The 24662-nt window shown below is 40.5% G+C and carries 21 protein-coding genes; 3 read left to right on the plus strand and 18 right to left on the minus strand.

What is annotated here, in order from left to right:
- Window positions 1-392 precede the first annotated feature (392 nt).
- The 4 genes from AC4PID_RS03405 to AC4PID_RS03420 all read right to left on the minus strand — a co-directional run bounded on the left by AC4PID_RS03405 (window position 393) and on the right by AC4PID_RS03420 (window position 3280).
- On the minus strand, window positions 393-890 hold the full coding sequence (locus tag AC4PID_RS03405) for a hypothetical protein (protein ID WP_492134165.1): 498 nt from the start codon (window positions 888-890) through the stop codon (window positions 393-395).
- 599 nt (window positions 891-1489) lie between these two features.
- Window positions 1490-1936: a hypothetical protein gene (locus tag AC4PID_RS03410; RefSeq protein ID WP_492134166.1), complete on the minus strand. Its 447-nt coding sequence runs from the start codon at window positions 1934-1936 to the stop codon at window positions 1490-1492.
- A 53-nt stretch (window positions 1937-1989) separates the two neighbouring features.
- On the minus strand, window positions 1990-2709 hold the full coding sequence (locus tag AC4PID_RS03415; RefSeq protein WP_492134167.1) for a DUF4367 domain-containing protein: 720 nt from the start codon (window positions 2707-2709) through the stop codon (window positions 1990-1992).
- Entirely contained in the window at window positions 2696-3280 is a 585-nt protein-coding gene (locus tag AC4PID_RS03420; RefSeq protein ID WP_492134168.1) for an RNA polymerase sigma factor, read from the minus strand. The genes AC4PID_RS03415 and AC4PID_RS03420 overlap by 14 nt, the downstream gene beginning before the upstream one ends.
- 398 nt (window positions 3281-3678) lie before the next feature.
- Here AC4PID_RS03420 and AC4PID_RS03425 point away from each other — a divergent pair, with 398 nt between their 5' ends.
- The gene (locus AC4PID_RS03425; RefSeq protein ID WP_492134169.1) at window positions 3679-4386 is read left to right on the plus strand and encodes a relaxase/mobilization nuclease; all 708 of its coding nucleotides are present in this window, start codon (window positions 3679-3681) and stop codon (window positions 4384-4386) included.
- Between the two features lie 216 nt (window positions 4387-4602).
- Here AC4PID_RS03425 and AC4PID_RS03430 read toward each other — a convergent pair whose 3' ends face one another.
- Entirely contained in the window at window positions 4603-4863 is a 261-nt protein-coding gene (locus AC4PID_RS03430; RefSeq protein WP_492134170.1) for a hypothetical protein, read from the minus strand.
- A 276-nt stretch (window positions 4864-5139) separates the two neighbouring features.
- A complete protein-coding gene (locus AC4PID_RS03435; RefSeq protein ID WP_492135350.1) occupies window positions 5140-6729 on the minus strand; it encodes a PucR family transcriptional regulator in 1590 nt (529 codons plus the stop codon).
- 302 nt (window positions 6730-7031) lie between these two features.
- Here AC4PID_RS03435 and AC4PID_RS03440 point away from each other — a divergent pair, with 302 nt between their 5' ends.
- Both AC4PID_RS03440 and AC4PID_RS03445 read left to right on the plus strand, forming a co-directional pair.
- Window positions 7032-8975 carry an oxidoreductase gene (locus AC4PID_RS03440; RefSeq protein ID WP_492134171.1) on the plus strand — a complete coding sequence of 648 codons (1944 nt, stop codon included), beginning with the start codon at window positions 7032-7034 and terminating at the stop codon, window positions 8973-8975.
- A gap of 17 nt (window positions 8976-8992) precedes the next feature.
- On the plus strand, window positions 8993-9847 hold the full coding sequence (locus tag AC4PID_RS03445; RefSeq protein WP_204662205.1) for an SDR family NAD(P)-dependent oxidoreductase: 855 nt from the start codon (window positions 8993-8995) through the stop codon (window positions 9845-9847).
- Window positions 9848-10129: 282 nt separating this feature from the next.
- On the opposite strand, the gene AC4PID_RS03450 is transcribed toward AC4PID_RS03445, so the two are convergent.
- The 12 genes from AC4PID_RS03450 to AC4PID_RS03505 form a co-directional block, all read right to left on the minus strand.
- Window positions 10130-10582, minus strand: coding sequence for a group II intron maturase-specific domain-containing protein (locus tag AC4PID_RS03450; RefSeq protein ID WP_492134172.1), 453 nt, complete (start codon window positions 10580-10582; stop codon window positions 10130-10132).
- Between the two features lie 507 nt (window positions 10583-11089).
- Window positions 11090-13129, minus strand: coding sequence for an alpha/beta hydrolase family protein (locus tag AC4PID_RS03455; RefSeq protein WP_492134173.1), 2040 nt, complete (start codon window positions 13127-13129; stop codon window positions 11090-11092).
- Window positions 13130-13195: 66 nt separating this feature from the next.
- A complete protein-coding gene (gene dhaL, locus AC4PID_RS03460; protein ID WP_492134174.1) occupies window positions 13196-13798 on the minus strand; it encodes a dihydroxyacetone kinase subunit DhaL in 603 nt (200 codons plus the stop codon).
- 61 nt (window positions 13799-13859) lie between these two features.
- Window positions 13860-14852: a dihydroxyacetone kinase subunit DhaK gene (gene dhaK / locus AC4PID_RS03465; protein ID WP_492134175.1), complete on the minus strand. Its 993-nt coding sequence runs from the start codon at window positions 14850-14852 to the stop codon at window positions 13860-13862.
- Between the two features lies 1 nt (window position 14853).
- Window positions 14854-15936, minus strand: a complete 1083-nt coding sequence (locus AC4PID_RS03470) for a glycerol dehydrogenase (RefSeq protein WP_492134176.1) — start codon at window positions 15934-15936, stop codon at window positions 14854-14856.
- Window positions 15937-16103: 167 nt separating this feature from the next.
- A complete protein-coding gene (locus AC4PID_RS03475) occupies window positions 16104-17090 on the minus strand; it encodes a PocR ligand-binding domain-containing protein (RefSeq protein ID WP_492134177.1) in 987 nt (328 codons plus the stop codon).
- 18 nt (window positions 17091-17108) lie between these two features.
- Window positions 17109-18473: a sensor histidine kinase gene (locus AC4PID_RS03480; RefSeq protein WP_492134178.1), complete on the minus strand. Its 1365-nt coding sequence runs from the start codon at window positions 18471-18473 to the stop codon at window positions 17109-17111.
- Between the two features lie 167 nt (window positions 18474-18640).
- On the minus strand, window positions 18641-19855 hold the full coding sequence (locus AC4PID_RS03485; RefSeq protein ID WP_492134179.1) for an EAL and HDOD domain-containing protein: 1215 nt from the start codon (window positions 19853-19855) through the stop codon (window positions 18641-18643).
- A gap of 38 nt (window positions 19856-19893) precedes the next feature.
- The gene (locus AC4PID_RS03490; protein WP_492134180.1) at window positions 19894-21540 is read right to left on the minus strand and encodes a methyl-accepting chemotaxis protein; all 1647 of its coding nucleotides are present in this window, start codon (window positions 21538-21540) and stop codon (window positions 19894-19896) included.
- The gene (locus tag AC4PID_RS03495; RefSeq protein ID WP_492134181.1) at window positions 21524-22147 is read right to left on the minus strand and encodes a TetR/AcrR family transcriptional regulator; all 624 of its coding nucleotides are present in this window, start codon (window positions 22145-22147) and stop codon (window positions 21524-21526) included. Before AC4PID_RS03495 ends, AC4PID_RS03490 begins: the two co-directional genes overlap by 17 nt.
- Window positions 22137-23342, minus strand: a complete 1206-nt coding sequence (locus tag AC4PID_RS03500; RefSeq protein ID WP_492134182.1) for a GGDEF domain-containing protein — start codon at window positions 23340-23342, stop codon at window positions 22137-22139. The genes AC4PID_RS03495 and AC4PID_RS03500 overlap by 11 nt, the downstream gene beginning before the upstream one ends.
- 108 nt (window positions 23343-23450) lie before the next feature.
- Window positions 23451-24650 (minus strand): diguanylate cyclase domain-containing protein, encoded by a 1200-nt coding sequence (locus tag AC4PID_RS03505; RefSeq protein WP_492134183.1) that lies wholly within the window; start codon window positions 24648-24650, stop codon window positions 23451-23453.
- Window positions 24651-24662: the final 12 nt, after the last annotated feature.

A 24662-nucleotide genomic window follows, 5' to 3' on the forward strand; every position in this document is an offset into this window, starting at 1 on the left:
GAGTCGAGCAGCCACTTCGTGTCTGCGTCTCTCGCTTCGCTCGAGCGTCACAGTCGGAATTGCTCGCGCATTTCCTTGGTGTTCCGCCTACATTCCTTGGAGATTCTTCGAATCTCTCGGCGATGGGGGTTCGACTCCCCCCATCTCCACCAACGAAAAAAAAAAGACCGCCAATTTAACCTTATACAACTACGAAAATATATACATATATGGTGGCCGCCTGAAATCCCTTCGGTCTTTCTGGCGCTTGCATGCTCCGCATGCCTCGGACGAGTCTCCACCAATAAAAGAAAGGCCCCATGCATTTAGCATGAGGCCTTTCTTTTATTGTTTATGCCGAACAAGAAAGCTAACATATTGAATTACTAATTTTGGTTCTAAGGTTCAATATATCATTCAACTTTTGTCCGCACATATAGATAATCCATTGATGCATATACAATTGGAAATATACTCACTACGAGATATATGGAGAAATTTGTTAATAATGATGAATAAAACTCTCCAACTTCTCCGAATTGATTCAACCAATTCATAGCAATTGTTGGTGCAGCCTGATTTTTACCTAACCATATTCCAATTATCACAAAGCATAGAACAGCTAAAATCCTAACGATTAGTTTGACTTTTGACCATTTTATTTTTTGGAGTTTAAATCCTAAGTGATTTTTTAACCCATTTGCAAACACCCAAAATAAAAAACCCATCAAGCTTGGTACTGCCAAATAATTAAACAATCGCCCCAAGAAAAATTGAGTCAATGGAGAATAATAAATGTAAACAATGTAAAAAGTTGCAAAAATAAAACATTGAAGTATAGATAATAAAAAAGCATAAACTAGATTACAGAACAAATAATTCAATCTGTTTTTTTTCACGTTATCAATCATTTCGTAACCGCCCTACTTCCAACATTACATGTAACTGTTCCTACATTTATTACATCTATTTTCGTTTGACATCTTAGTGTCAGACCTGAATAACTAGAATCTTGGTAATAAGCGCTATTTGATGTAGGATACTTTGTTGTTGGCCCGTTTTTCCATGTAGCCCAAGCTTTAAAACCATAATTGCTACTATATTGATCATCTACTTTCACATCCGTAGCGACCACTACAGCCACATATAAATTTGATACATCTCCGCTTTTAGCAACGATTTCTCCAACCTTTTGAACTGTTGAACTGGTTCTAAGTTGAACAGCGTCATATTTTACACCATCGAACGGACTAAACTCTGAACTAAAAAGTATATTTTCTCTTATTGAGCGAGGTACAGAATAATCAATTTTATTTTCTGATGCATCTTTTAATAATGATTCCTCATCAACTGAATTTATTAAAATTTGTGCTTGGCCTGAATCATTTTTGTCTCGTTTGTTAAATTTGTTGTAGCATAAGTTGATGCTGTGGCAATAACCAGTAATACTATCAAAAGTATAGTTGTTAAAATCCTTTTAAATCTTTTTTGCTAAAGCCCTCCTATTAAATTAGTATTCTTTCCATTCACTCAAGTATGAAGTGTTTTCAAGAATAATTCCATTTAGGTAGACATAACCAGTTGACAAGATTCTGTACTGATATCCTTTAGCGACATAGTACGTCCCGCTTACTCCAGCATATGTGCCAGCTGAAGTATTTGTCCAACTTTTGATTGTCAACCAGTTTCTATTTTTAAACTGCTGCAAGCTTGCATCAACTTTTACACTGTCAATATTTCGAGCGGTCAAATACACTGATATTGTTGCTTTACCATCAGTTGAGATATCAAATACGTTTTGAAATAGAGTAATGTTCGTAAAAAATGGTGTTACAATCTCATAGTTGGAATTCAATTTACACAGACTTGGTTCATGACCATCTGCAAATGTCGGTACACTAATTGCGAACAAGACTACTATCAGACTTAAAACCCATCTTGATTTTGGCCTTTTCATCTTCCTCACTTCCCTTCATACTTAGTAACGAATGGGATGGAGGTTTTGTTACACTATTTTGTAAAAAGTTTTAAACTTTCTGCCATCTTTATTATTTCATCTCTTTCCATTTCACCAATAATGTGGAATGTTTTCTCACCAGTCGTCCATATCAACGTTAGTAGTCCTTCTTTTTCAACGAGAATACCATTCTCAGCATTAATTATTACATTTGTAGCGACTGCGTCTTCTGTGTCTATCTGATATTCTGGATTCACAGGCGTTTGAGAAAATTGAATTTCTTTACCTGTTGTATCGGAATAAAAGATTATTTTTATATCTCCAAAGTTTTCGCTCTTTGAATAGGTATAACCCTCAGAAATATACTCTGGTGCATAGTATGTGTCCCAATCTATTTGTGATTCAAGGCCGTTTTCAGTTTCAACGATGCTTACTTTTGTATATTTTTCTGTTACTTCAGTAACGATATTAAAAAGCTTGATTCTGAAAGCTTCCACACTCATTGTCGTTACGAATATCCCCACCATTGTTATAGCAATGAAGATTGTGACACGTTTTGACAGCAGTTGAACCCTAGTTCTAAATTTTCTTTTCTGATCTAGTTTTTTAAGTTGTTTATTGTAATCATCAAACCACGTATCTAGTGTGCTTGGATATTCAATTTCTGACGCATCTTTTGATATACGATCAAATTCTTCGGCTATATGTTTTACGTGATTTTCACCTATATAGTAACAAAAACTTTCCATAACTTTGTTTTCATTTTCCTTCATTTGAACACATCCTTAATTCTTGACTATAAGATTCACCATCACGCATCAGATTCCTGAGACTCGTTTTCGCTCTACTCAATCTCACACGGACATTCACATGTGAAGTTTTTAGAATCTCAGCGATTTCTTTATCCTCAAATTCGAAGTAATATTTAAGTGTAAGTACATCAGCGTATTCAGGGGATAACTGTGCCAGTTTTTCTGCGATCATTTTGGCATCGCTTAGCCTTATGACGAATTCCTCCATGGATTCTGAAATTGAATCCGGAATATCTTCAGCTACTTCAAGTTCTAACAATGAACTGTTACACTTTTTCCTGTAAAGATCAATTGCAGTGTTCTTAACTATTGTAACGATTAAGTACTTGGTTTTGTTACACTTCACATCATCTATTTTTTCTATGTAAGGGATTAACTTGATTATGGACGTTTGAACCACGTCAGATGCATCGTGTGAATTTTTTAGTATATCATTAGCGATGTAAAACATTTCCTTATGATATGCACGATAGATTTTTTCTAATAAGTCTCTTGATTCGACATCTTCTATGGCCATTAAGAATGGTAGCATGGTTCACCTCATTTTTGTAAATTGTTGGTATCTTTATTTATTGTATCATAGTATTTCTTAAGTTTTGATGAGAAATCTGGACTAGGTGTTTCACATGTTGTATCACACAATCTCTCCAGTGATACAAGTTCTAAATATTTACGTATATGGTGGCCGCCTGAAATCCCTTCGGTCTTTCTGGTGCTTGCATGCCTCGGATGGGGGGAGTCGAGCAGCCACTGCGTGTCTGCGTCTCTCGCTTCGCTCGAGCATCGCAGTCGGAATTGCTTGCGCATTTCCTTGGTGCTCCGCCCACTTTCCTTGGAGATTCTTCGAATCTCTCGGCAATGGTGGTTCGACTCCCAGCTTCATCAATTGAAAAAGGACTACGGGAATAATTTTCCGTAGTCCTTTTTCAATTGGTGGAGATGGAGCTGGGTGTCGGTTATTCTGAAGCGGAACTTAGAGCAGTCATTTCTGGTAAGGCTATTCATCTTCCAAAAGCAGTACAAAAATATAACCGAAACACGACAAAGTTAAACCTGATTTTAGATCTTCAGTCTAGACTTCAACAAACAAAAGGACCTGCTTATGAACGCTGGGCAAAAGTTTTTAATCTTAAGCAAATGGCTCAAACCATCAATTTCCTTACAGAGCATAGTATCACTGATTTCGAAGCTCTCACTCACCTTTCTAATGTTGCCACTAAAAATCATAATGAAATCAGCGCCTCTATTAAGACGATTGAAGCGAAGCTTAAAAATCTTAACGAACTGAAAAAGCATCTGTTCAACTATTCAAAAACAGTAAAAGTCTACACCGATTACCGAAATTCCGGTTTCAGCATAGACTTTTATAATCAAAATTCCGCTGATCTCCTTCTGCACAAAGCAGCAAAAGATGCATTCAGTGCTTTTGATGGCGGCAAATTGCCTTCCATCAAAATGATCAATGAGGACATAAAACAACTATCCTATGAGAAAACAAAGCTATACGAAGCACTTAAGAAAGCGAAAGTCACCTTAAGAGAATGTCAGATTGCTAAAGGGAATGTGGAGTTGCTGCTTGGAAAAGCTAATAGCGTGAAGGATTCACAAAAGAGTAATGATGCCCACCATATAAGGTAAGAGATTATTGTAATACGTGAAAACCGAAATACCCATTCCTTATTTTGCGCGTAACATTGGATAAAAGGAATGTTACGTGCGAATATAAAAACGATCGTTTCTGAAACTGCATAAAACATTAGAAAAAAGGAATGTTTTGTGCGATATATGATCCAAAGGAGATAAATTTTTGATGCTGCAAAAGCTGCAATACCCTCAACTCTCATAAGTGGCTGATTAAATATGTAGAAAAGTAAAAAAGCTGCTATGGTTAAGCAGATAGAGAACTCCTCCTGTTACTGACACTGCAGCCAGTCTTATTGTAAGAAGCCTGAGCTTTGAAAAATCACCAAAAAGTGATTTTTTGTCATTGTTACCCAGACCTGCCACGATAATAACCCATCCTGCAAGGGTCATCAGAAGCGCCACTAACCCGCTTACGCCGGCAAAACTAACGAACATGGCGCCCCAAAACATTTTCTTATATCCTTCTGTCATTTCGTTTCCCCCTAATCAGCTATCTAAATGATGCTTTTCTAATTGATCCAATGAAAAGCAGAAATCACACCCTACATAATATAAACAATTAGAGGGTGTGATCTGTTACACAAGATATTAAATAAATTTGCTGAATCTGTGAAGAATATTATGTGATGATCAGAAGAACATCAATTTGCCTGTCATAAGCTTCGAGGAAAAAGCTCTTTTTGTCATGATTCACATTCATTTAAACGGTTTTGTTTTCATCCCCTGCTTCTTTCTATATAGCAATGCCTAAACTGCTACCCTGCAGTACTTCTCCACTCTAAATCCGTAGCTGAGCCTGAAAATATCTTCATTACTCGACAGATCCAGTCCAGTCAACTCAATGATCTTATTGATTCTGTAGGAAAGACTGTTTCTGTGTATGGACAGCGCTTCTGCCGTTTTGACCATTTGAGACTGGTGGTCCACTAAAACCTGAAGGGTTTTATAGAGTTCTCCATTATGGATCTGATCGTATTTTCTAAGAATATTCAAGGCAGGATGAGCATACTGCAGAAGATCTTTCTCGTTAAGATTGCTGAGCATAATGTAGAAACTGTAATCAGAGAAATACATTATCTCTTTTTCAATCTGAAGTCTTTTTGAGATCTTATAAAGCTGAGCGCTTTGCCCATAAGCATCCTTTAACGCCATAATATCCGTGCACGGACTGCTCATGCCCATGTGGATGACACCTTGCTGGAAAAGACCAAGAAGTCTTCTCTCTTCCTCCGAAGTAAGCCTTCCATCTTGAGAAAGCCTGCAGATGACAAGTAGATTCCCTTGTTCTTCCAGACAGAAGGCACCAGGGAGAATATTCTTAATCTGCTCCTTCAAGAATGTTGTGGCTTGAATACTGTTTAAGTATTCATTTGTCTTCATCATCAAGCAGCTCATCTTTTCAGGAAGTTCAATCTGATTGATTTTGAACCTGATCTTAATGAGTTCTTCATCTCCCCCATGGATCAGTTCATGAATCAGATTTTCTTCCTGAGATCCAAATACCCCCTTATGCTCTTTTGTCCGAAGAAGAACCTCACACACTGAGCTGCCCACCATTGGAAGATACTCTTCAATTAAGGCATTCTCGATTTCTCTTTTCTTCAGCATAATGACGTAGCCGACAAGTCGGTCCTTGTGAAAAATTTTACTGCATGACTTTACATAGGCAGAAAAACTGCAGTTCACCTCATAGACATCGGAGTTATGAGGGAAAGGTCTGATCTGGTCTATCTTGTGTACTTCTTTGATAAACTCATAGGAGCAGTAACCCCTCCTGATATTCGCTTTCCATATGTCATCATCAATATCTTCCATGGAGGATACGTCAAGAATTTTAAACCCGGCATCAATAATAATGACTGGATTTTCAAGTGTCTTTTCCGAAACCTTTAGTATGCTCTTAAGATCAGCCCCTCTCATGGCAAGAGCCATAAGCTCAGTCACCTGATAACTGGTCTTAAGTTTTTTCTGCATAATATTATTCACTGCCTGAAGCGCTTTCAAAGTGTGCTCTTCTCGTATCAGGGCATAGTTTGATATCATGCCGTTCTCCAGTGAATACGCCAAATATCTGCTAACGGATTCATCCTCAAAATCTCTCTCTTTTATTCCGATAATGGCAGACAGGCCAGCCCCTTTCTCAGGGCTGTCCGCTTCGGCTTTAATCCATGATATGATCTCCTCTATATTTCCAATATAGAGCTTTTTCCTGATATTTTGAGCTCCATTCTCAAAAAGACAAATCTCACTGATTTCATCCTCTACTGTAATTTCTGATCTTAAAATCTCCAGTCTGTTTTCCTGCTTAAGTACCCTTAAGACGCTTCTGAAATCCATCACTTTCCCCTCTTTCCATTATACAGATTCTTATATTGACACCACTTGGGCAAGACGCACAAATACTCCTCTGATATTCATGCACTCCTCATCTATCGCCTTCTGAATTCATATGTTATTATTATAACAGACTCTTCATGAATTGTCATAAATCTACACATCGCTTCAATGCCGGAACTTTTGAATCCTGAGTAAAAACTGAAAAATATATGCTGAGTACAATGATTTTTCAAGTCTTTAAAATCAGGGTTTTGTTCAAAATGCCAAAATATATTTTATGAATATCTTAAGAGGAGATTGTTATGAAATACGAAAAGTTATTTGAAAGAGGTAGAATCGGAAAACTTAACCTGAAAAATCGTGTGGTTATGCCTGCCATCGGCGTTAACCTTGCCAATTCCCAAGGAGAAGCTACAGATGTGATCACCAGGTACTACGAAGAAAGAGCCAAAGGTGGAGTTGGTCTGATCATCACGGAGATTGCTCGTATTGATGATGAATATGGTGTCGGTACACCGAATCAGCTTTCAGTCACTGAAGGGCGTCATATTCCCCATTTGGAGAGAATGATTGAAACCATTCAGAAGCATGGCACAAAAGTGTTTATTCAGCTTCATCACCCCGGCAGAGAAACCAAAAGCAGTCTCATAGGCGGAAAACAGATTGTTGCGCCTTCTGCCATCATGTGCAAGGCGACTCAGGAAATGCCGCGTGCCCTGACCACCGAAGAGTGTGAGGGCCTTGTGAAGAGCTTCATCAAAGGTGCAGTCATCTCCAAAACTGCCGGTGCAGACGGAGTAGAGATTCATGCCGCTCATGGTTACCTTCTTAATCAGTTTATCTCCCCTTACACCAACGTCAGGACAGATAAATATGGTGGAAGTTTCCAGAACAGATTAAGAATTCTTTCAGAGATCATAACTGGAATCAAATACATGTGTGGAGCGGACTTTCCTGTTTCAGTAAGGATCAGCGCTGATGAATTCGTTGAGGGCGGCTTAAAGCTTCCTGAGTCGGTCAAGATCGCCAGAACCTTAGAGAGCCTGGGCATAGATGCAATCAATGTCAGCAGTGGAACCTACGAAAGTGCCACCACCATCATTGAGCCTGGATCCTATCCACAGGGATGGAAAAAGCATTTGGCTACAGAGATCCGCAAAAATGTTAAGATCCCTGTCATCGCAGTAAACAATATTAAAGACCCTCAAACTGCTGAGCAGCTTTTAAATGATGGTGTCTGCGACTTTGTTGGAGTGGCTCGTGGTCATCTGGCTGACCCCAACTGGGTAAATAAAGCAAGAGACGGAAAAAGCGATCAGATCAGAAAATGTATCGGCTGCCTAAACTGTTTTGCCGAGCTCAATCAGGGAAGACACACGAAGTGTGCGGTTAATGCCAGAGTAGGGCGGGAAATCGAATTTTCAGACCCTAATATAGATGGAGAAGGAAAGACTGTTGTGGTAATCGGTGGTGGACCTGCCGGGATGCAGGCTGCCTTACTTCTTGATCAGAGAAAGTACAGAACCATCCTCATTGATGAGAGAGAGAAACTTGGCGGAACGCTCAATGTAGCTGACAAGGCCCCCATCAAGGAGAAAGTGGCTGACATGAATAACGGAATGATCCGTGAGATTGAAGAGAGCGGCGTTGATGTGAGAATGAATACGAAGGCTACTGTAGAAATGGTGAAGGAACTGAATCCTGATGGCATTTTCGTTGCAGTAGGTGCCACGCCTGCCATTCCACCTATCCCAGGAATTCAAGGGAAAAATGTCATGCTTGCAGAAGATGTACTCACCGGGAAGTCCGTGGCCACAGGCAGAGTTGCCGTAATCGGTTCAGGACTTACAGGTCTTGAGACCGCAGAGCTTCTTGCTGACAAGGGTCATCCCATTACCCTTGTGGAGATGCAGAAAAACATCGGCCCTGGCATTAACCGCACCATTTTAGTGGACTTGATGATGAGATTCCAGAAACATGAACCTGTAATTATTCCCAATCATCGCCTGATGGGGATATCAGAAAACGGCATCACCATTATGAATCAGATGAACAATCAGGTTATGCAGATAGAGGCGGATACCGTCGTTCTTGCCCTAGGAGTAGCACCAAGGCGCTCTATGGTGAATGAGTTCTTGGACGCATTCGAGAATATCCGGGTCATCGGCGATGCAGAGAAAGCTGGGCGTATTCAGGAAGCCATTAAAGAAGGATACAGCCAGGCCTTTGCTTTCACCACTAAGTAAGAAGGGGGATTTTTACCATGAAAGATTTTAAAAATAAGGTTGCCGTTATTACCGGAGCAGGTAATGGATTCGGATTTGAAATTGCCAAAGAATGTGCAAGCCGGGAAATGAAACTGGTTCTTGCTGACATTGATGAAGAAAGTTTAACCGCTGCTGTGTCCTATTTTAAACATAAGGGTGCTGAGGTTACCGGTGTCCACTGTGACGTCACCCTCGACAGTGAAATCGGGAAAATGGTGGATACCGCTATGAACACCTATGGAAGCATTGATTTTCTTGTCAATAATGCTGGTATCGCCATCTCAGGTCCCGTATGGGAGCTCCCTCTTCAAGACTGGGACTGGATTGTGGGTGCAAATCTCATGAGTCAGATTTACGCCATGAAACGGGTTATCCCCATCATGCTTAAGCAGGGTTCTGAGTGTCATATCCTGAATGTGGCATCCATTGCAGGACTGATCACAACAAACGGCATGCCCGCTTATCACACTACAAAGCATGCAAGTGTGGCGCTAAGTGAGAGTACAAGCTTTGATCTTCAAGCCATAAATGCCAATATCCAGATGTCCGTATTTTGTCCCGGATTTGTTCAGACAGACCTTCATCATCATGAGAACCATCGTCCTGAAAGATTCTCGGACAAGAGCGATCCATACTACAGTTCTCCTCAATATGCGGCAGGACTTAAGAGAGCCGAGTTTGTCATCACAACAGGAATGCCCATTGACAGCATAGGCATGAGTGTGATGAACGGCATCGAAGAAAATCAGTTCTACATCCTGACTCACCCGATCTATAACACCCTGGTAGGTAGACGAGTGAAGGACATCCTTGAGGGAAGAGGTCCTGATCTTAAGGTGCTAAGGGGCTAGTCTCTTCAGTTTATGCTTCAAACTGACCAGGCTTCTGGCCAATGAGACTAAATATTCTTCTAAACTCCATGTTTTTCAGTATATCCAAAAAAACCCATTTATTCTAAAAGGCGGCGTCTCCAGATGGAGTCGGCGCCTTTTCATTTGGCTCTGTATGAAAGTAGTGTTGAATAAAGGTAGAGTAGGTCGGAGGAATTTCTTCCTCCTTCCCCTCATCAAACCGTGCATGCGGTTTTCCCGCACACGGCTTTCCGATGTTCTTCTTCCATGCGCATCATAACGTCAGGCCGCGAGTTTCTTCAGTCCGGCTGAGTCCAGCAAGTGCACGATTTTACGGTACCCGCCAAGCCTCCTCTTTTTCTGATGTTTCATGTTATACCAGAGGATGAGACGTTTCGTGACGTACCAGTCGAGGGTATTTAGTGCCTTCTTCGCATGTTTCAGGCCGTAGTAGTTCCTGAGTCCCACAATCTTGGGGTTCAGGATTCTGACGACCTCCTGTACTTCGAGGAGCAGGCTGCTCCTTGACTGGAACACCTCTTTGATCTTTTCCCTCATCGCTTTCTTCGCTTTCTTCGACGGCACCAGTGCCGTCGTCGTGTAGCGTCTGCCTTTTCTGGTCTCCATCTGGCTTCGCCTATGATGGAAGCCCAGGAAGTCGAACCCGTCCTTGCCGTCATACATGTTCACGAACCTCGTCTTCTCCAGGTTGAGCTGGAGGCCAAGCTTCGCCATCACTATCACCACAGGCATAAGCCCTGCGCATGGTGACTCGTGCTCCTCAGGGGTAAAAATAACGAAACGTGCCTTAGCCACTCGTTTTCAACTCAAACAGTGGATTTCGAAATGCTAATGCACTTTTTCTATTTTTACACCCCTCGTCGCAATGTCACCATGCGCAGGGCTTATGCCTGATGCTTGGAGCACATCGACTTTGTGGATACTATGAAAAGCAAAAGGTCCCTGATATACGATATGAGATTATGAAACAAACTCACATCATATATCAGGGACCCTTTCATACTTATATTTCATCATACTACTTTGATCCCGTCCATAAATCACTTCCAAAAACGCCCGAAGACATAATACATGAGTCCCACCATCATGAGCCATATGTGTGCAACGAACGATTCCGCAGACACTTCTAGGTGCGACTATGTCGCACTTAGATGGAGAAGTGGCGAGGACTAAGTGAGGCACATATAAGGCTCATGGTGGTGGGACGGCATGAATCATGTCCTAAACAAGTTTACTATAAACCACTGTATTGGCAACTGAGATCAGGGTCATCAGCATGGTGTTGAAGAATACGCTGGTGTAGATGTTGCCTGTTTTCTCGGTTAACTTTTTCGTGAACAGGGCTGCGATGAGGAGCACTGGCACCATGCCGATGAGGATGATGCTGGTGAGTGATTGTGTTGGGTCTATGCCTGTTCCTGTGGCGAAGAGCATGCCGTATTGAAGCGCTAGGAACAGGATTAAGCCTCCGACATTCATGAGGACTGCGATGGATTTACCGAACTTGAGGCCAAGTGTCGTTTTGTGTATGGCGATGCCATTGACCAGATAGAATAAGAAGAAGATCGGCATATAACCCAGTGCAGAGATCATGTGTTTCGCGTTAAAGGTCTTCACGGCAAAAGTCCAGAAGCGGAAGTCCGTCTTAAAGAGCGCATCTACGACAAACAGGATGACGATGCCTGAAACGAGGAGAATCACGGCTAAACAGAAGCCTTTAAGGATGTCCATCGGTTTTTTCGTCAGGCCGTACATGTCAAGTGTTACCGTTTGATCCTTAGACGACGTGATAAAATGAATCACTGCCATGAAGAGGACTGCGAATACGGCTGATGAAACCGCCCAGAAACCGAATTGATTTATGGTTGGTGCGTTAAAATAACTGCTAGATTTGAAAAACTCAGCGGATTGGTTCATTAAAACGCGACCGAAAATCGCGAAGATGAGTGCCAAAGCCGAGATGATTGTGTTGGATTTTGTTTTAAACTGACCGATTACAAAGCTCGAGATCAGTGCCACTGCGCTGAGGACGATGAACACTTCTGCGCCTCTTTGTAACCAGAGGAGTTTTTCAGGAATTTTACCCATGAGCGTCGGATAGAAATACGCTGGGAAGCCTGCGCTGATGATGACAATCAAGGTTAAAAAGGCTGGGTGCATTTTGCGTACTGTCGATGTGGCATTTTGTTGTTCTGTCTGAAGCCATTTTACCTTTTGAACGAGGATGGCTGCCAATGGAACAAATAGCATGAAGAATCCGATCATGGCCACGAGTTCAAACAACTCTTTAAAGAACCACGTTTGACTGTCAGCGTCGACGTTGGTTTGATTTTCTGAAATTTTTCCTTCAAATGCTTTTTGGTAGAAATCGATTTGATTTCCTGTGGTTTCTTTAGAAAAATGGTTCCATGGATGTGTTTCATTTGGGGTATAGATGACTCTTAAACCGCCATTTTCTAAGCTATAGAACTCACCAGGGACAGGATTTTCAGGATTGCCAAGAAATGCTAAGCCTTCGGCTTGCTTTAAATAATCCTTTTGAACGACTGTTTTTGATTCAGCTGTCGCTGCCATGTCGAAGAAGAATTCGTCGTAGTGCGCTGCGATTTTACCTGAAATTCTTGGTCCAATCGCTGCGCCGGCCACATCGCCCGTTACCCCGAGGTAACTTGTCCAAAGGAAGTCTGCGCCTACGGTTAAGCCAGCGTGAATTTTTCGGATTCCCGTTTGAGCGAAGCCTTGCTCATCCATGACCATGGCCATGGTGGTTGAAAATCCGCCCATGGAGTGACCACTGACTGCGATGAGACCATTGCCTGCTTCATCTTTTTTCACGTAATCTTGGTCATAGATGTACTGAACCGCATCGTTTAGAGCTGTGGGCCAGAATGAGAAGAATGCAGCTGCATTTTCTGTGTCGAGTTTCATCATGGAATGTCCATGGTCATACATGTCCAGTGCCAGGACGACAAAGCCTCTTTTAGACATCTCTATCGCAGGTGCGTCTTGCATTTCTGCCGAGTTGAGATACCCGTGTGTGGTGACGATGGTTGGTCTAGGGTCGTCTGCGCTTGCGCCATCAGGCATATATAGCAGCCCTGATAACGTTCCTTTTTCGGTTTCGAATGAAATGCGCTTTACATCAACTTGGTAAAATGAGGTATTAAAAACATTTGCAAAAAAACTGCCCACTAATATTAAGATCAATGCCAGTGCCAATCCTTTTGACGGATTTTGGAAAAACGCCATGGTCTTCTTCATTTCACTATTTCCCTCCTCTTTCTATTTCAAAAAATACACTGCTGTATTTTTTCGAATCTTACTGAATTAATCTAAGACTTGACCGGATACCGCTGTAAATATAATGGATAGAGCCATTGCGCCAGCGTCTGGGAATTCCAAACTACGCTCACCGACATAGCTGGCACGTCCTCTAGAAGCGATCATGTGTTTCGTGGCTTCTGCGCCTTCTGTGGCCGCCATCGCACCCGCTTGCAAGAACGCTTTAAACGCGATATCCTCCGACTTGTGTGCGTTTAATGCATCGACACAAGGCAAGAGGGCATCGAGAAGCGTCTTATCACCCCTGTTTGCTTTGCCACGTTTTTGGATAAGTTCTGCTGCACTTTCTAGCATAGAAGCAAACTCAGCCTTTGTGAGACTTTGTAAACCCGTGGTGGCCTTACTTGCCCCTTTGAAACCCGCGCCCCAAATCGGGCCTGAAGCCCCACCACAGTTTTCTGAAATGACCATGCTACAGTCCGCTAAAAATTCGCCGATACTTTCGCGATTTAAGGTCTCCCACTGCGCCATAAGCACTTTAAAGCCTTTTGCGATGGACATCCCGAAATCGCCATCCCCTGCCACAGCATCTAGCTCACAAAACGGCACTTCGTTTTCGATGATCACCTCTGCCATATGATTGACCATCTGGAAGAGCTCAGCTTTTGATAAAGTTGACATATTGCCTCCTCAAGATTTTTATAATGTTCTATTTATGATATGCGATGGTATCTGCAGGCGCATCGTAGAGCGCTTTGAGTTCATCTGTGAGTTTGAGTACCGTGAGCGATAGTCCTGCCATATCGATGGCCGTCATATAGTTGCCCACCAGCGTGTCGTACACGTGGATGTTTTTAGAACTGAGTATGGCACGAACATCGTGATTAAACACATACAGTTCTTGAAGTGGCGTGCCTCCTAGTCCATTGACCATGACCACGATTTCATCTTCACCCGTCAGGCCAAGTTCCCCGATCAGCAAGTCTAACATTTCAACTGCCAGTGCATGTGACGTCATGCTTTTTCTTCTTTCGATGCCAGGTTCACCGTGGATGCCGACACCAAACTCGATTTCATCTGAACCAAGGTCAAATGTAGGTGTGCCTTTCGCTGGTACGGTACACGACGTCAATGCAACCCCGATACTCTTCACCTGTTCGATGGTCTTTTGAGCGAGAAGCTGAACGTTTTCCAGCGAGTCTCCTCTTTCCGCTGCTGCGCCTGCGATTTTCTCCACGAGCACGGTGCCTGCCACGCCCCGTCTGCCGATGGTGTAGAGGCTGTCTTTTACGGCGACGTCGTCATTGACGTACACAGAAAGGACTTTTAAATCATCTTCTTCTGCCATTTCAGCGGCTGTGTCGAAGTTCATGCAATCGCCTGAATAGTTTTTTACGATGAGCAGACATCCCGCTTCACCTGTCACCTGTTTGATCGCGTGATACACTTGTACCGATGAGGGTGACGCAAACACATCTCCTGCCACGGCTGCATCGAGCATCCCCGTGCCCACATAACCGGCATGTGCAGGCTCGTGACCGCTGCCTCCCCCTGAGATCAATGCGACTTTTTTGGGGTTGATCATTTTGCGTTTAAAAATTTTATATTTTTCTTCGAACTCGATTTTATCGGGATGGGCTAGAGCCATGCCTTTGCCCATCTGGATGACGATATCATCCGTGTGATTGATGATTTTTTTCATGTTAAGCCCCCAAACGATTGGCTGCGTAGATGGCTGCATAAACATCTTCAGCTGTGACTTTAAATGGCATGTTGTGAATCGTTTCACCTTCCGCACACGCCAGTTCAGCCACTGCCATGACTTTTTCATCCGTCACTTCCTTAACGCCAAGCGCTTCAAGTGTGGTCGGTAAACCCACCGATTTACAGTAGGCTAAAACTTCCTCGAGTTCTGCTTTTGGGGCATTTTCTAATACCAGATGCACCAATACGCCGAAGGCTACCTTTTCTCCGTGGAAACAATGGTGTGTTTCTTCCAGGGCAGTCAATCCGTTATGCACTGCATGTGCCGCTGCAAGACCACTGCTTTCAAATCCCATACCGCTGAGAAGGATATTGGCTTCGATGATGTTTTCAAGTGCTTGTGTCACGACATTGGCTTCACAGGCCGCTTTGGCTTTTAAAGAGTCTTCCAGTAGTGTTTCATAGCATAGTTTGGCGGCGGCGATGGCCAGTTTCGTGCTCTTGCCTCCAGGAATGTTATCTGCAAAAGATCTCGCGCAAGCTCTGGCTTCAAAATAGGTGGATAGAGCATCGCCCATGCCTGCCACTAAAAAACGAACAGGTGCTTTTGCGATGACGTCTGTATCCACCAACACGAGGTTTGGATTCGTTTTAAAGTACTTATAAGATTCGAACGCGCCTTCTTCTGTATAAATGACTGCTAAACTGCTGCATGGTGCATCTGTGGAGGCGATGGTGGGCACGACGATGACGGGTAAATGATCGTAATGGGCGATGGCTTTCGCTGTATCTAAAGACTTTCCGCCACCCAGACCGATGATGACATCACAGCCGTTTGCTTTAGAAAGGGTTCTCAATCTTTCGATTTCTACATTTGAGCATTCGCCTCTAAAGGACGTTAGCACGAATTCAAGGGGAAAATTTTGTTGCGCTTCATCCAGAGCCTTTTGAACATAAGATAAATCTGCACTGGAAGAAACCAAAAGTGCTTTTTTACCGTATTCGCTGACGATTTTAGTCAGTTCCTTAATTGCACCTTTACTTTGAACATATTTTGACGGTGAAATGAGTATTTTTTTCATAATGCCATCTCCTTTTAATCATAATGTGTTGCGACTTAACCTGATTATATAGAAGTGGGACATAAAATACATCAGAGGAAATGGCACGATTTTGATACATAACTGTTCTAAAATACTAATTTTATGTTTTGGAAATAAAAAAAATCAGCATAAAATGCTGATTTTTATCATGAACGATTTGAACTTTTTTGTTCGAGTTGAGTCTTTTCAATGTACAGACGTTTGTACATAGCGGGTGTGATGCCTAGCATTTTTTTGAATAGTCTGATAAAGTAGCTGGCATGATCAAAACCGAGTTCATCTGAAATCTGATTGATGTTTTTACTGGTGTTTTTAAGCATGATTTCGGATTTGTCGATTCTGAGTTTGTTCTGATACATGGTAAAACTTAAGCCAAAGGCTTTATGGAACGACTTCGAAAAATAGCTCTCGCTGATGTTACATAAAGTGGCCATATCTTTGAGGTAAATCTTCTTATGGCAATTTTGATGGAGATATTCGATCGCGGGTTTGAGGAAGATGTACTGTGTGGGAATCTCCGTTCGGATCACCATTTTAGGGTTAACCATCGGCTGATATACAGGAGACTCAAGCGGCTCAGAACCGGGATGGTCTACTGGTTTTTTAAGAAGTGTCGCTCTGTCTACGATGACTTTGCTAATCCCAAACAACAGGTTTCCGATGGCTTCTATTTTTTCAAAGCTCAACACGGGCATCGCTTGATAATCTGCCATGAGTTCTGCGTTGGCTTTACAATTTTCGGCATCGTGGTTCGCATTTAAAATCCACTCGAGTTTGCTGCTGTCTGATATCCGAACCTGTCCGGCCATCATTGCCCCCAGATATTGATCCTCTGCGATGATGGGCACCGCCAAATCCACAATCCCCATATGACACATATAAATATACGGCTTTTGAAGTCTAGCGGCTTCAAGTCCACCTCTCGAGTCGCACTTTTGACATAAATCTTTATAATAGGGGGCTTTCCTTACCTTTTCACAAAAAGCTCGACATGAACTGTGTGTGGTCACAGGGATGCCTTTATAATCCACGGTTAAAAGCGCTAAATCTGTGGATACAGACAAGTTATCTTGTAGTGTTTGAAACTGGTTCATCTCTAGAATTTCTACCAGACTTAAATGTGCTCTGATCATGTACTCCTCCCATAGACATTACGTTATAACTTGAAATTTGATTTCGAAAACTGCTCCATTTTCGTTATAAGCTCTAATCGACCCTTTTAGACTCAGAATCGCGGATTTTACGATCGCAAGGCCTAATCCGAAATTACCATTTTTGCCTTTATAAAATCGATCGAAGATGTGTGGTAAATCCTGAACGGGAATACCATCGCCATCGTCTTTGATTTTGATCATTACCATGTGATTTTCTTTACTGATAGCTATGTCCACATTTGAATGGGCATATTTGATGCCATTGGATATGATGTTAATCATGGCTTGAGATAATAAAGCATCATTCGCCTTTATCATTATAACATCTGGCGGAAGCATCACGTTGATTTTTTTCTGTTCTCTCAAAGCGTATCCTTCGATTTTCTGTACCACTTCTTTCATGACATCAGAGAGGTTGAGGACATAAAATTCAGATTCATCGGTGTTATTTTCGATTCTCGAAAGTGTCAGAAGTTCATCCACCAATTGGTTCAGTCGTTTGCTTTCTTCACAGATGATGTCTGCGGTCTTCGTCGTATCCGAAAATATGCCTTTCGAAATGCCTTCCGCATATCCCTGTATGCTCATAAGCGGTGTTCTAATCTCGTGCGAAGCATTTTGTAAAAATAGTTTCTGGGCTTTATCAAGATCTGTCAAGCGTTTAGACATGTCGTTCATACTCTGTGTCAGCTCATGAAGCTCAATACTGCTGTCGTCCGATGGCAACTTTAAAAACACGCCCTTTCCGATTTCTTTCGCTTGTAAAGACAACTCAACGAGGGGTTTCGATATACTTTTCGATAGCTTAAGAGAAACCATACCACTGATGATAAAGACGATGGCGACGATCACGGTTAAAACGACATTCATGGTTCTCATAACAGGGGATAAAGCATGACTGTCTATGAGAAAAATCAGTTTGTTTGACACGCCTTTGGCCTTAGACACCTTAAGCGCTGATAGCTCACGATATGACATGTAGTACTTTCGTCCCTCACTTCTAAAGGACGTGATGGTATCCGATGCGCTGTCCTCAGCATTTTGAATCGCGTCTTCTAAGAGCTGTAGTTTCATCCCATTTTCTTCATCATTTTGAGGAAACCGAACCTTGTCTTTAGCGTCGACGATGATGAATTCAGCCGAGGTTGAAAGACTGGAAATTTTAAGTGTTTTGCGGATCAACTGTAATTTTTCTAGGATAGACTCTTGGGTTAGATCCGTGGCTGTGAGTTGCTGTTTGATTAAAAGTTCCACAGACGTCATCGTATCTTGTAGTTCTTTTTTTGCGATGCTCTGAGAATACATTCTAAAAATGAGATTAAAAGCAATAAAGATCATCAATATATCTCTAGTGCCGGGCATACGAATGGCGGAAACTACGAAATTTGATATTGAGTTTATGCAAACTAAATGCCTAGAGTCGCTCCGTTGTTTTGGAGTCAAATCACATACATATGGGGAGTCGAACCCTGAGAGAATGAAGCATAAAGGAACAGCGCAAGCATGCAACACCTCACTCGAATGAAAGATTAGCTTGTTATTTGTAATACTGTTTCTTCTGCCCACTTTAAAGCGCTAAGATAAAAACGACCAATTTCCTTAATCGGAAGTTTCAACCAATTGCCCAGCAAATCCACCTCATTCCAGTTTGCCATTTCTATAGCCTGAACGATTCTTAGAATCAATGAAAGTTCTCCCTCATTCCGAATCAGAGCTGCAATGATTTCTGAAGCCAATGGTATTCCATTCAGAGCTTCTTCCATACTTACATCCTGAAGAACATCAATCATACTGAGTAAACCCATAAGTGTGGCTTCTTGGCAGTGTTTTTGCCCCTGACTATGGACTGCTAAAATTTCAGAAAACTTTGAACGCGTCAACGACATGATCATCAACTCTTTAGGTTTATTGCCACCCAGGTCTTGAATCAGTAAGACATGTATCCACCGTTCAAGTTCTTTCAAGCCCATAAAAGTCATGGCCCGCTTTATTGATGCAATTTCATCTTCTTTAGCACGCTTTCCTATAATGCGCAAAAAACGATATGTCAAACTTGCATCTTGCTGAATAATTTCAGCAATCTTGGTATATGAGGGTTCCTCTTGTTTCAACTCGTTTAAAATTCTAATATACTGCGTTTTTAATGCCGACTTGTTATCATTTTTATGCCCAATTATTTTAGGCTTGCTAAAAAAATAACCTTGAAAAAGATGAAACCCCATGGCCTTAGCCATAATGAATTCTGATTCTGTCTCAACTTTCTCAGCCAATAGAATTTTGCCAGATGATAATAATCGTGATATTAATGGCCTAATTTCGTCTAGCTTAACCAGGGATAAATCTACCTTCACAATATGGACATAATTAACAAGTTCAGCCGTTCGTTTATCATCTACTACATCGTCTAATGCAATCTTGAATCCGGCATTTGAAAGTCCAGTCAATCTTGAAAGAAACTGTTCGTCAATCACTGTGCTCTCTAATATTTCAATGACAACTTTAGATTTGTCTATCAAATCGATTAATCCACATGCTAAAATCTTCTCATCAAAGTTGATAAAGGCAACTTTTTTCCCGACTATGTTTTCAATTCCAGACTCATATAGACTTTCTATGACGCTTGCAGTAGCCTGTAAACTTTCAATATCATTAAAGTAAGTTGAATCCTTTGAATCACGATATAAAAGCTCATACCCATATACTTCTAAATCAGACTTTAATATCGGTTGCCGCGCAATATACATGTCAGCTCCTATCTAATCATAAATTTTAATGCCTGTTACTATATACGAAATTTACCTACAATTTGGGTAAGTTTTACTGCCATTTCATTTATTAAACCAATATTTGCAGAAACTTCCTCAAAAGATGCCGTCTGCTCTTCAACTGCTGAAGCAACATCTTGTGTATTACCTGAATTTTGTTCTGCAATACCCTGAATTTCCTTGGTAGATGTGGTGATTTCCGTAAAATCCTCATTCACTTTAGATGATATATTTAAAATATCTTGAGACTTCCCTAAAGTTAAGGCTGTTCTGTCCAAAATTTTCTTGAGTTCCTTCTTTAAGGTCCCCATGGACGCTTCTTGTACTTTTGTTTTCTCAACAAGTCCGTCCATAGATTCTTTTACAGCTATGGTTTTATGACTAATACTTGAAACGATGCCGCTAATTTTCTTGGCAGATTCTGCGGTCTCTTCAGCAAGTTTTCTAATCTCTTCAGCAATCACAGCAAATCCTCTACCCGCTTCTCCTGCTCTAGCCGCCTCAATAGAAGCATTTAATGCCAATAAATTGGTTTGAGAAGATATACTTTGTATCAGTTCCACAATTGCTTTGATTTCCACTGAGGATTGATTTAAATTTTCAACTGAATTCGATGCTTCGTTAATAGATGACACAAACTCAATCAATTCATTGGATTGAATGTCCACTTGCTCATTACCTACAACTACTGATTCTTGAGACATTTCAGAAGAACGAAGTGTTTGTTTTGCCCGTTGTGCCACACCTTCTATGTCATTCTTAAGTTTTTTAACCAGTTCATTTAGGCCATCTAACTTATGATTTTGAGTAACAGAACCTTCCGCTACATCCATTGAAGAAACTGCAATCATTTCTGTGGACTTGGTGAGTTCCTCTGTGGTATTTGATATTGCACTCATGTTTGAAGATAATACAGTGGAGATTTTTGAAATATCAATGACAATATTATGAATATCATCAAGAAATTTATTAAAATATCCTGTCATTTCAGCAATTTCATCTTTACCTTTAACCTCAATACGCTTGGTCAAATCTCCATTTCCTTCAGAGAGAGCTTTAAGTTCTACAATCAAGTTGTTGATAGGTTTTCGAATGCCCTTGTTTAAAAACAAGAATGAAATGACACCAAAAACAAATGCCACGAAACTTAAGATACCATTGGTCACTTTTGCAGAAGTCACTTTTGAGCTTGAATAAGCGGAGTATCCTGTTACCATTTCATTAATAGCCGTAACATAAGGGGCAATAGTCTCATTAATCACTTTAAGCGAATCTATATCGCCCGAATCTTTAACATTCACAAAAGCTGGTTTATACACCGTTTGCCATTCATTTATTATGGATTTTAACTGAACACTTGTCTTGTCATGTGACAAAGCCGATAATCCTTTGCTTGGATTTCCTAGAGTTATATCCTGTAGAATTTCATCAAACATAAAGATTGTATTTTCAAGTTCAGTAGTCTTTTGAATATCAGCATTGGCTGAAATAATATTTGAAAGCTGCGCCATTCTATAACCTGTGGCGCGTAATTTGCCCGCTTCATTAACAAAATTCGCGTCACTTTCCATGGTCTGATAAGTAAAGTAATTAATAACGACAATTACAAAAGATAAAATAATCAGTGTTCCAAAAGTTAATAACAATTTATGCTTGATTTTCATAATTCATAATCCCCTTTTTCCAATTTATTCTGCTTTGATAAAACAATTGCCATGTTTCTATTAACTCTTGTTCATCGGGACGCCAGTTTGAGAAAATGATGTTGAAGGTACACGAATCTACAAAATTAATCAAACTTCGATATGCAGTTTGCTCATCGACCTTACAACTGCCGGTTTCGATACATAGTCGAATAGCATCTCTTAACAAGTCTTCCTTTTGATCATTTGTTTTATGAAAATGTATTTCCATATCTTCTGATAATTCAGCGGGCCAAAACAAGCGATATCTAAGATAAAACTTAGTTTCATCAATATGATTCATAGTGTACCAAACAGCGAATTTAACAAACCCAAATATTTTGTCCATTGGATCGGCGCCCCAGTGCTTCATCGATTCTTTTAACAATTCTTGATAGTCCTCTAGATAGGATTCAGATATTGCATAAAACAATCCTTTTTTTGAGCCAAAATAGTGATAAATACTTGGTGCTTCAACACCTGCAGCTCTAGACAACATTCGTATGGTCGTTGCGTCATAACCTCTGTCTAAAAACAGCCTAAAAGCCACCGATTTGATCATTTCCGATTTATTATCCTTATGTTCCATCGTTCTCCTCTTCTTCAAAAAACTCGTTAAACATAGCGACTCTGTTTCTTCCTGATTCTTTTATTCTATACAGCGTCTGATCACTTTTATCAATGAATATTTCCAGCGTGTCATTTTCTGTTGGAATGCCCGAATAGATTCCGATGCTTATGGTAAAGCTTTGTTTTGGATCTCGTTCTATGTTGATTTCTTTTGCGTTTTCATAAATACGTTTCCCAACAATCATCGCGTGTTCTTCGCTGGTTTCATTCAGTAATACAAGAAACTCTTCACCCCCGTATCTACAGCACAAGTCAGTAGGACGAATGCTCTCCTGAAGAATTTTAGCAAGCTGTTTAAGCGCTTCATCGCCTGCCAAATGACCAAATTGATCGTTTATACGCTTAAAAAAATCAATATCAATAAACAAAACACTCATAGGCCTTTCAGCAATCCTATGTCGCTCAAAATATCCATAAGCCTTGTCCATAAAAAATCGTCGATTCGGTATATGCGTCAAATAATCAAGACTTGCTAGCGCTTTTGTTTTCTGATCAGCTTTTTCATACATAATCAATAAAAAACCTGCACCACTGATAAACAATAATAAAATCAGCGTAATAAACGTAGCGCTTTGAGCGAGGGATTGAGAAAACAATGATATATCAGCTGAAAAAAGTGCTTGTGAACCTCTGTAAAATAAGAAGATCAAGAATACCAGCATGTATAAGCCAACATATTTTTTAAATGGCAAGTCATCTTTGCAAAAAATATAAAAGAAAGTTGGAATAGCAAGTAAAGAAAAAATTGCATAGGAAGATACAACTACTCTTAAGTTTGCCTCGCCCCATCCTAAATCAACCAAGATGATCAGCATACTGAAGATTATAAACAATATTGCTTGAATCCTCCGCCATTTCTTAGTCATTTTATTAACCACAGTCAGCATAACCAAAGACTCAATGAAAAAGCTTAGATATAGAATAATGTTTCCAAAATAAATTGAGATCAAATCCGAAACATTTCCTCTGTAAAACAACAATAACCAGCCAAAAAACTGAAGGAATTTTGCAATGCCAAAAAATCGAATTGGATTTTTCTCATCAATACCACTATGGAATTTTAAATAGCCAAAAATCAAAATCGCCAGCGCGAGATCTCCCCACACCAAAACACCCATAAGGGTTTTTATATCCAGTACAAAAATTGACAACATACTTTTCTCCATGGTTAGTCATTTGGTTATTAACATTATATAATATTTACCCTGACTTTTCTGTAACTAACGTTACAAAAATAAAAAGCCCATTAAGGACTTTTAAATTTACTTTATGACATTAATTTTTACAGCCTCTTTTAGGTATTTCTTTTCAACATACATCTTGTCGTCGGCTCTTTTGATCAAATCATCAATTCTCGACCTGTTTACATGCTCATATTCGACAATGCCATGACTGACGCTTATTAGAAATGGTTTATCCTCCGTCACATTTATTTCTTCATAGCGTGTATTGATTCTCTCCCAAATGGTCTCAGCAATTTGAGAATTGATATTGCTAAAAACAATCAAGAATTCATCGCCACCCATTCGAATAACGTAGTCGTCTTCTCGGATTTCATTTTTAATGACATCAATCGCACTAACAATCAATTCATCTCCATAATTGTGACCCAAAATATCGTTTACCATTTTAAGGCCGTTAATGTCAATAAAGCATAAGCTAAAATGAAGCAAGCGTCGATTGTCCTGGCCCACTAATTTACTAAGTTTTGCCAAACCTGATTTACGTGTATACACTTTTGTAAGTTGATCGAACATGAGTTCATTAAAGTATAGAGACATTTCTTTAAATTCACTGATGTCAATGTTCTTAAGCTTATCAGATACTTCATCGTCAATAAGCGATAAGGCTTTCAACTCATTTATCAGTGTCATCATTGGCTTTCTAACATGTTTGTTTGTCGAATGAAATGAATATAAGGTTACACTAACAATGAGGAGAACCAAAGCTGCATTCATATAGATTGCGACAACGACCTTTTGCTGTGCATCATCCGATATCAAATTTACAAAGTGATTCACATCTTCTACAAACAAATCAACTTCTGAATTAATTTGATCACAGATTTCTGTATTTGAATCTTCTGATATCATGGACATATATTTTGACCTAAATGACGTTTCCCACATTTTACTGATATAAATAAGCTTTGCTTTTACGTCTTCATCTTTAAGCAAATTGGAATCAGAGAGCATCAGTTCATTTAAGCTGCTTTCGAAATTGGTCAACTTACTTTTCAGATCAGACTTCAATGCCACCTTTTGTACTTCGTCCGTTTCTTGGCTGATTCTATTCGCTAAGAGCCCCATATTGTAACTGTACGCTCTCATTCTCCCCGATTGATTAATTAATGCTGCATCATTCTCCATCCGAGTATAAGAAAAAATATTAATCAATACAATCGTTAATGCCAACATCACAAGAATACCATGCGTAATCAGCAATTGATGCTTTACCTTCACAAATCCTCCTAC

The sequence above is a fragment of the Fusibacter sp. QWL-12 genome, from assembly GCF_058683495.1.

Coding starts and splice junctions, on each gene's coding strand:
- AC4PID_RS03405 (WP_492134165.1), bottom strand. CDS start 890: ATGATTGATAACGTGAAAAAAAACAGATTGAATTATTTGTTCTGTAAT.
- AC4PID_RS03410 (WP_492134166.1), bottom strand. CDS start 1,936: ATGAAAAGGCCAAAATCAAGATGGGTTTTAAGTCTGATAGTAGTCTTG.
- AC4PID_RS03415 (WP_492134167.1), bottom strand. CDS start 2,709: ATGAAGGAAAATGAAAACAAAGTTATGGAAAGTTTTTGTTACTATATA.
- AC4PID_RS03420 (WP_492134168.1), bottom strand. CDS start 3,280: ATGCTACCATTCTTAATGGCCATAGAAGATGTCGAATCAAGAGACTTA.
- AC4PID_RS03430 (WP_492134170.1), bottom strand. CDS start 4,863: ATGACAGAAGGATATAAGAAAATGTTTTGGGGCGCCATGTTCGTTAGT.
- AC4PID_RS03435 (WP_492135350.1), bottom strand. CDS start 6,729: ATGGATTTCAGAAGCGTCTTAAGGGTACTTAAGCAGGAAAACAGACTG.
- AC4PID_RS03440 (WP_492134171.1), top strand. CDS start 7,032: ATGAAATACGAAAAGTTATTTGAAAGAGGTAGAATCGGAAAACTTAAC.
- AC4PID_RS03445 (WP_204662205.1), top strand. CDS start 8,993: ATGAAAGATTTTAAAAATAAGGTTGCCGTTATTACCGGAGCAGGTAAT.
- AC4PID_RS03450 (WP_492134172.1), bottom strand. CDS start 10,582: ATGGCGAAGCTTGGCCTCCAGCTCAACCTGGAGAAGACGAGGTTCGTG.
- AC4PID_RS03455 (WP_492134173.1), bottom strand. CDS start 13,129: ATGAAGAAGACCATGGCGTTTTTCCAAAATCCGTCAAAAGGATTGGCA.
- dhaL (WP_492134174.1), bottom strand. CDS start 13,798: ATGGTCAATCATATGGCAGAGGTGATCATCGAAAACGAAGTGCCGTTT.
- dhaK (WP_492134175.1), bottom strand. CDS start 14,852: ATGAAAAAAATCATCAATCACACGGATGATATCGTCATCCAGATGGGC.
- AC4PID_RS03470 (WP_492134176.1), bottom strand. CDS start 15,936: ATGAAAAAAATACTCATTTCACCGTCAAAATATGTTCAAAGTAAAGGT.
- AC4PID_RS03475 (WP_492134177.1), bottom strand. CDS start 17,090: ATGATCAGAGCACATTTAAGTCTGGTAGAAATTCTAGAGATGAACCAG.
- AC4PID_RS03480 (WP_492134178.1), bottom strand. CDS start 18,473: ATGCCCGGCACTAGAGATATATTGATGATCTTTATTGCTTTTAATCTC.
- AC4PID_RS03485 (WP_492134179.1), bottom strand. CDS start 19,855: ATGTATATTGCGCGGCAACCGATATTAAAGTCTGATTTAGAAGTATAT.
- AC4PID_RS03490 (WP_492134180.1), bottom strand. CDS start 21,540: ATGAAAATCAAGCATAAATTGTTATTAACTTTTGGAACACTGATTATT.
- AC4PID_RS03495 (WP_492134181.1), bottom strand. CDS start 22,147: ATGGAACATAAGGATAATAAATCGGAAATGATCAAATCGGTGGCTTTT.
- AC4PID_RS03500 (WP_492134182.1), bottom strand. CDS start 23,342: ATGTTGTCAATTTTTGTACTGGATATAAAAACCCTTATGGGTGTTTTG.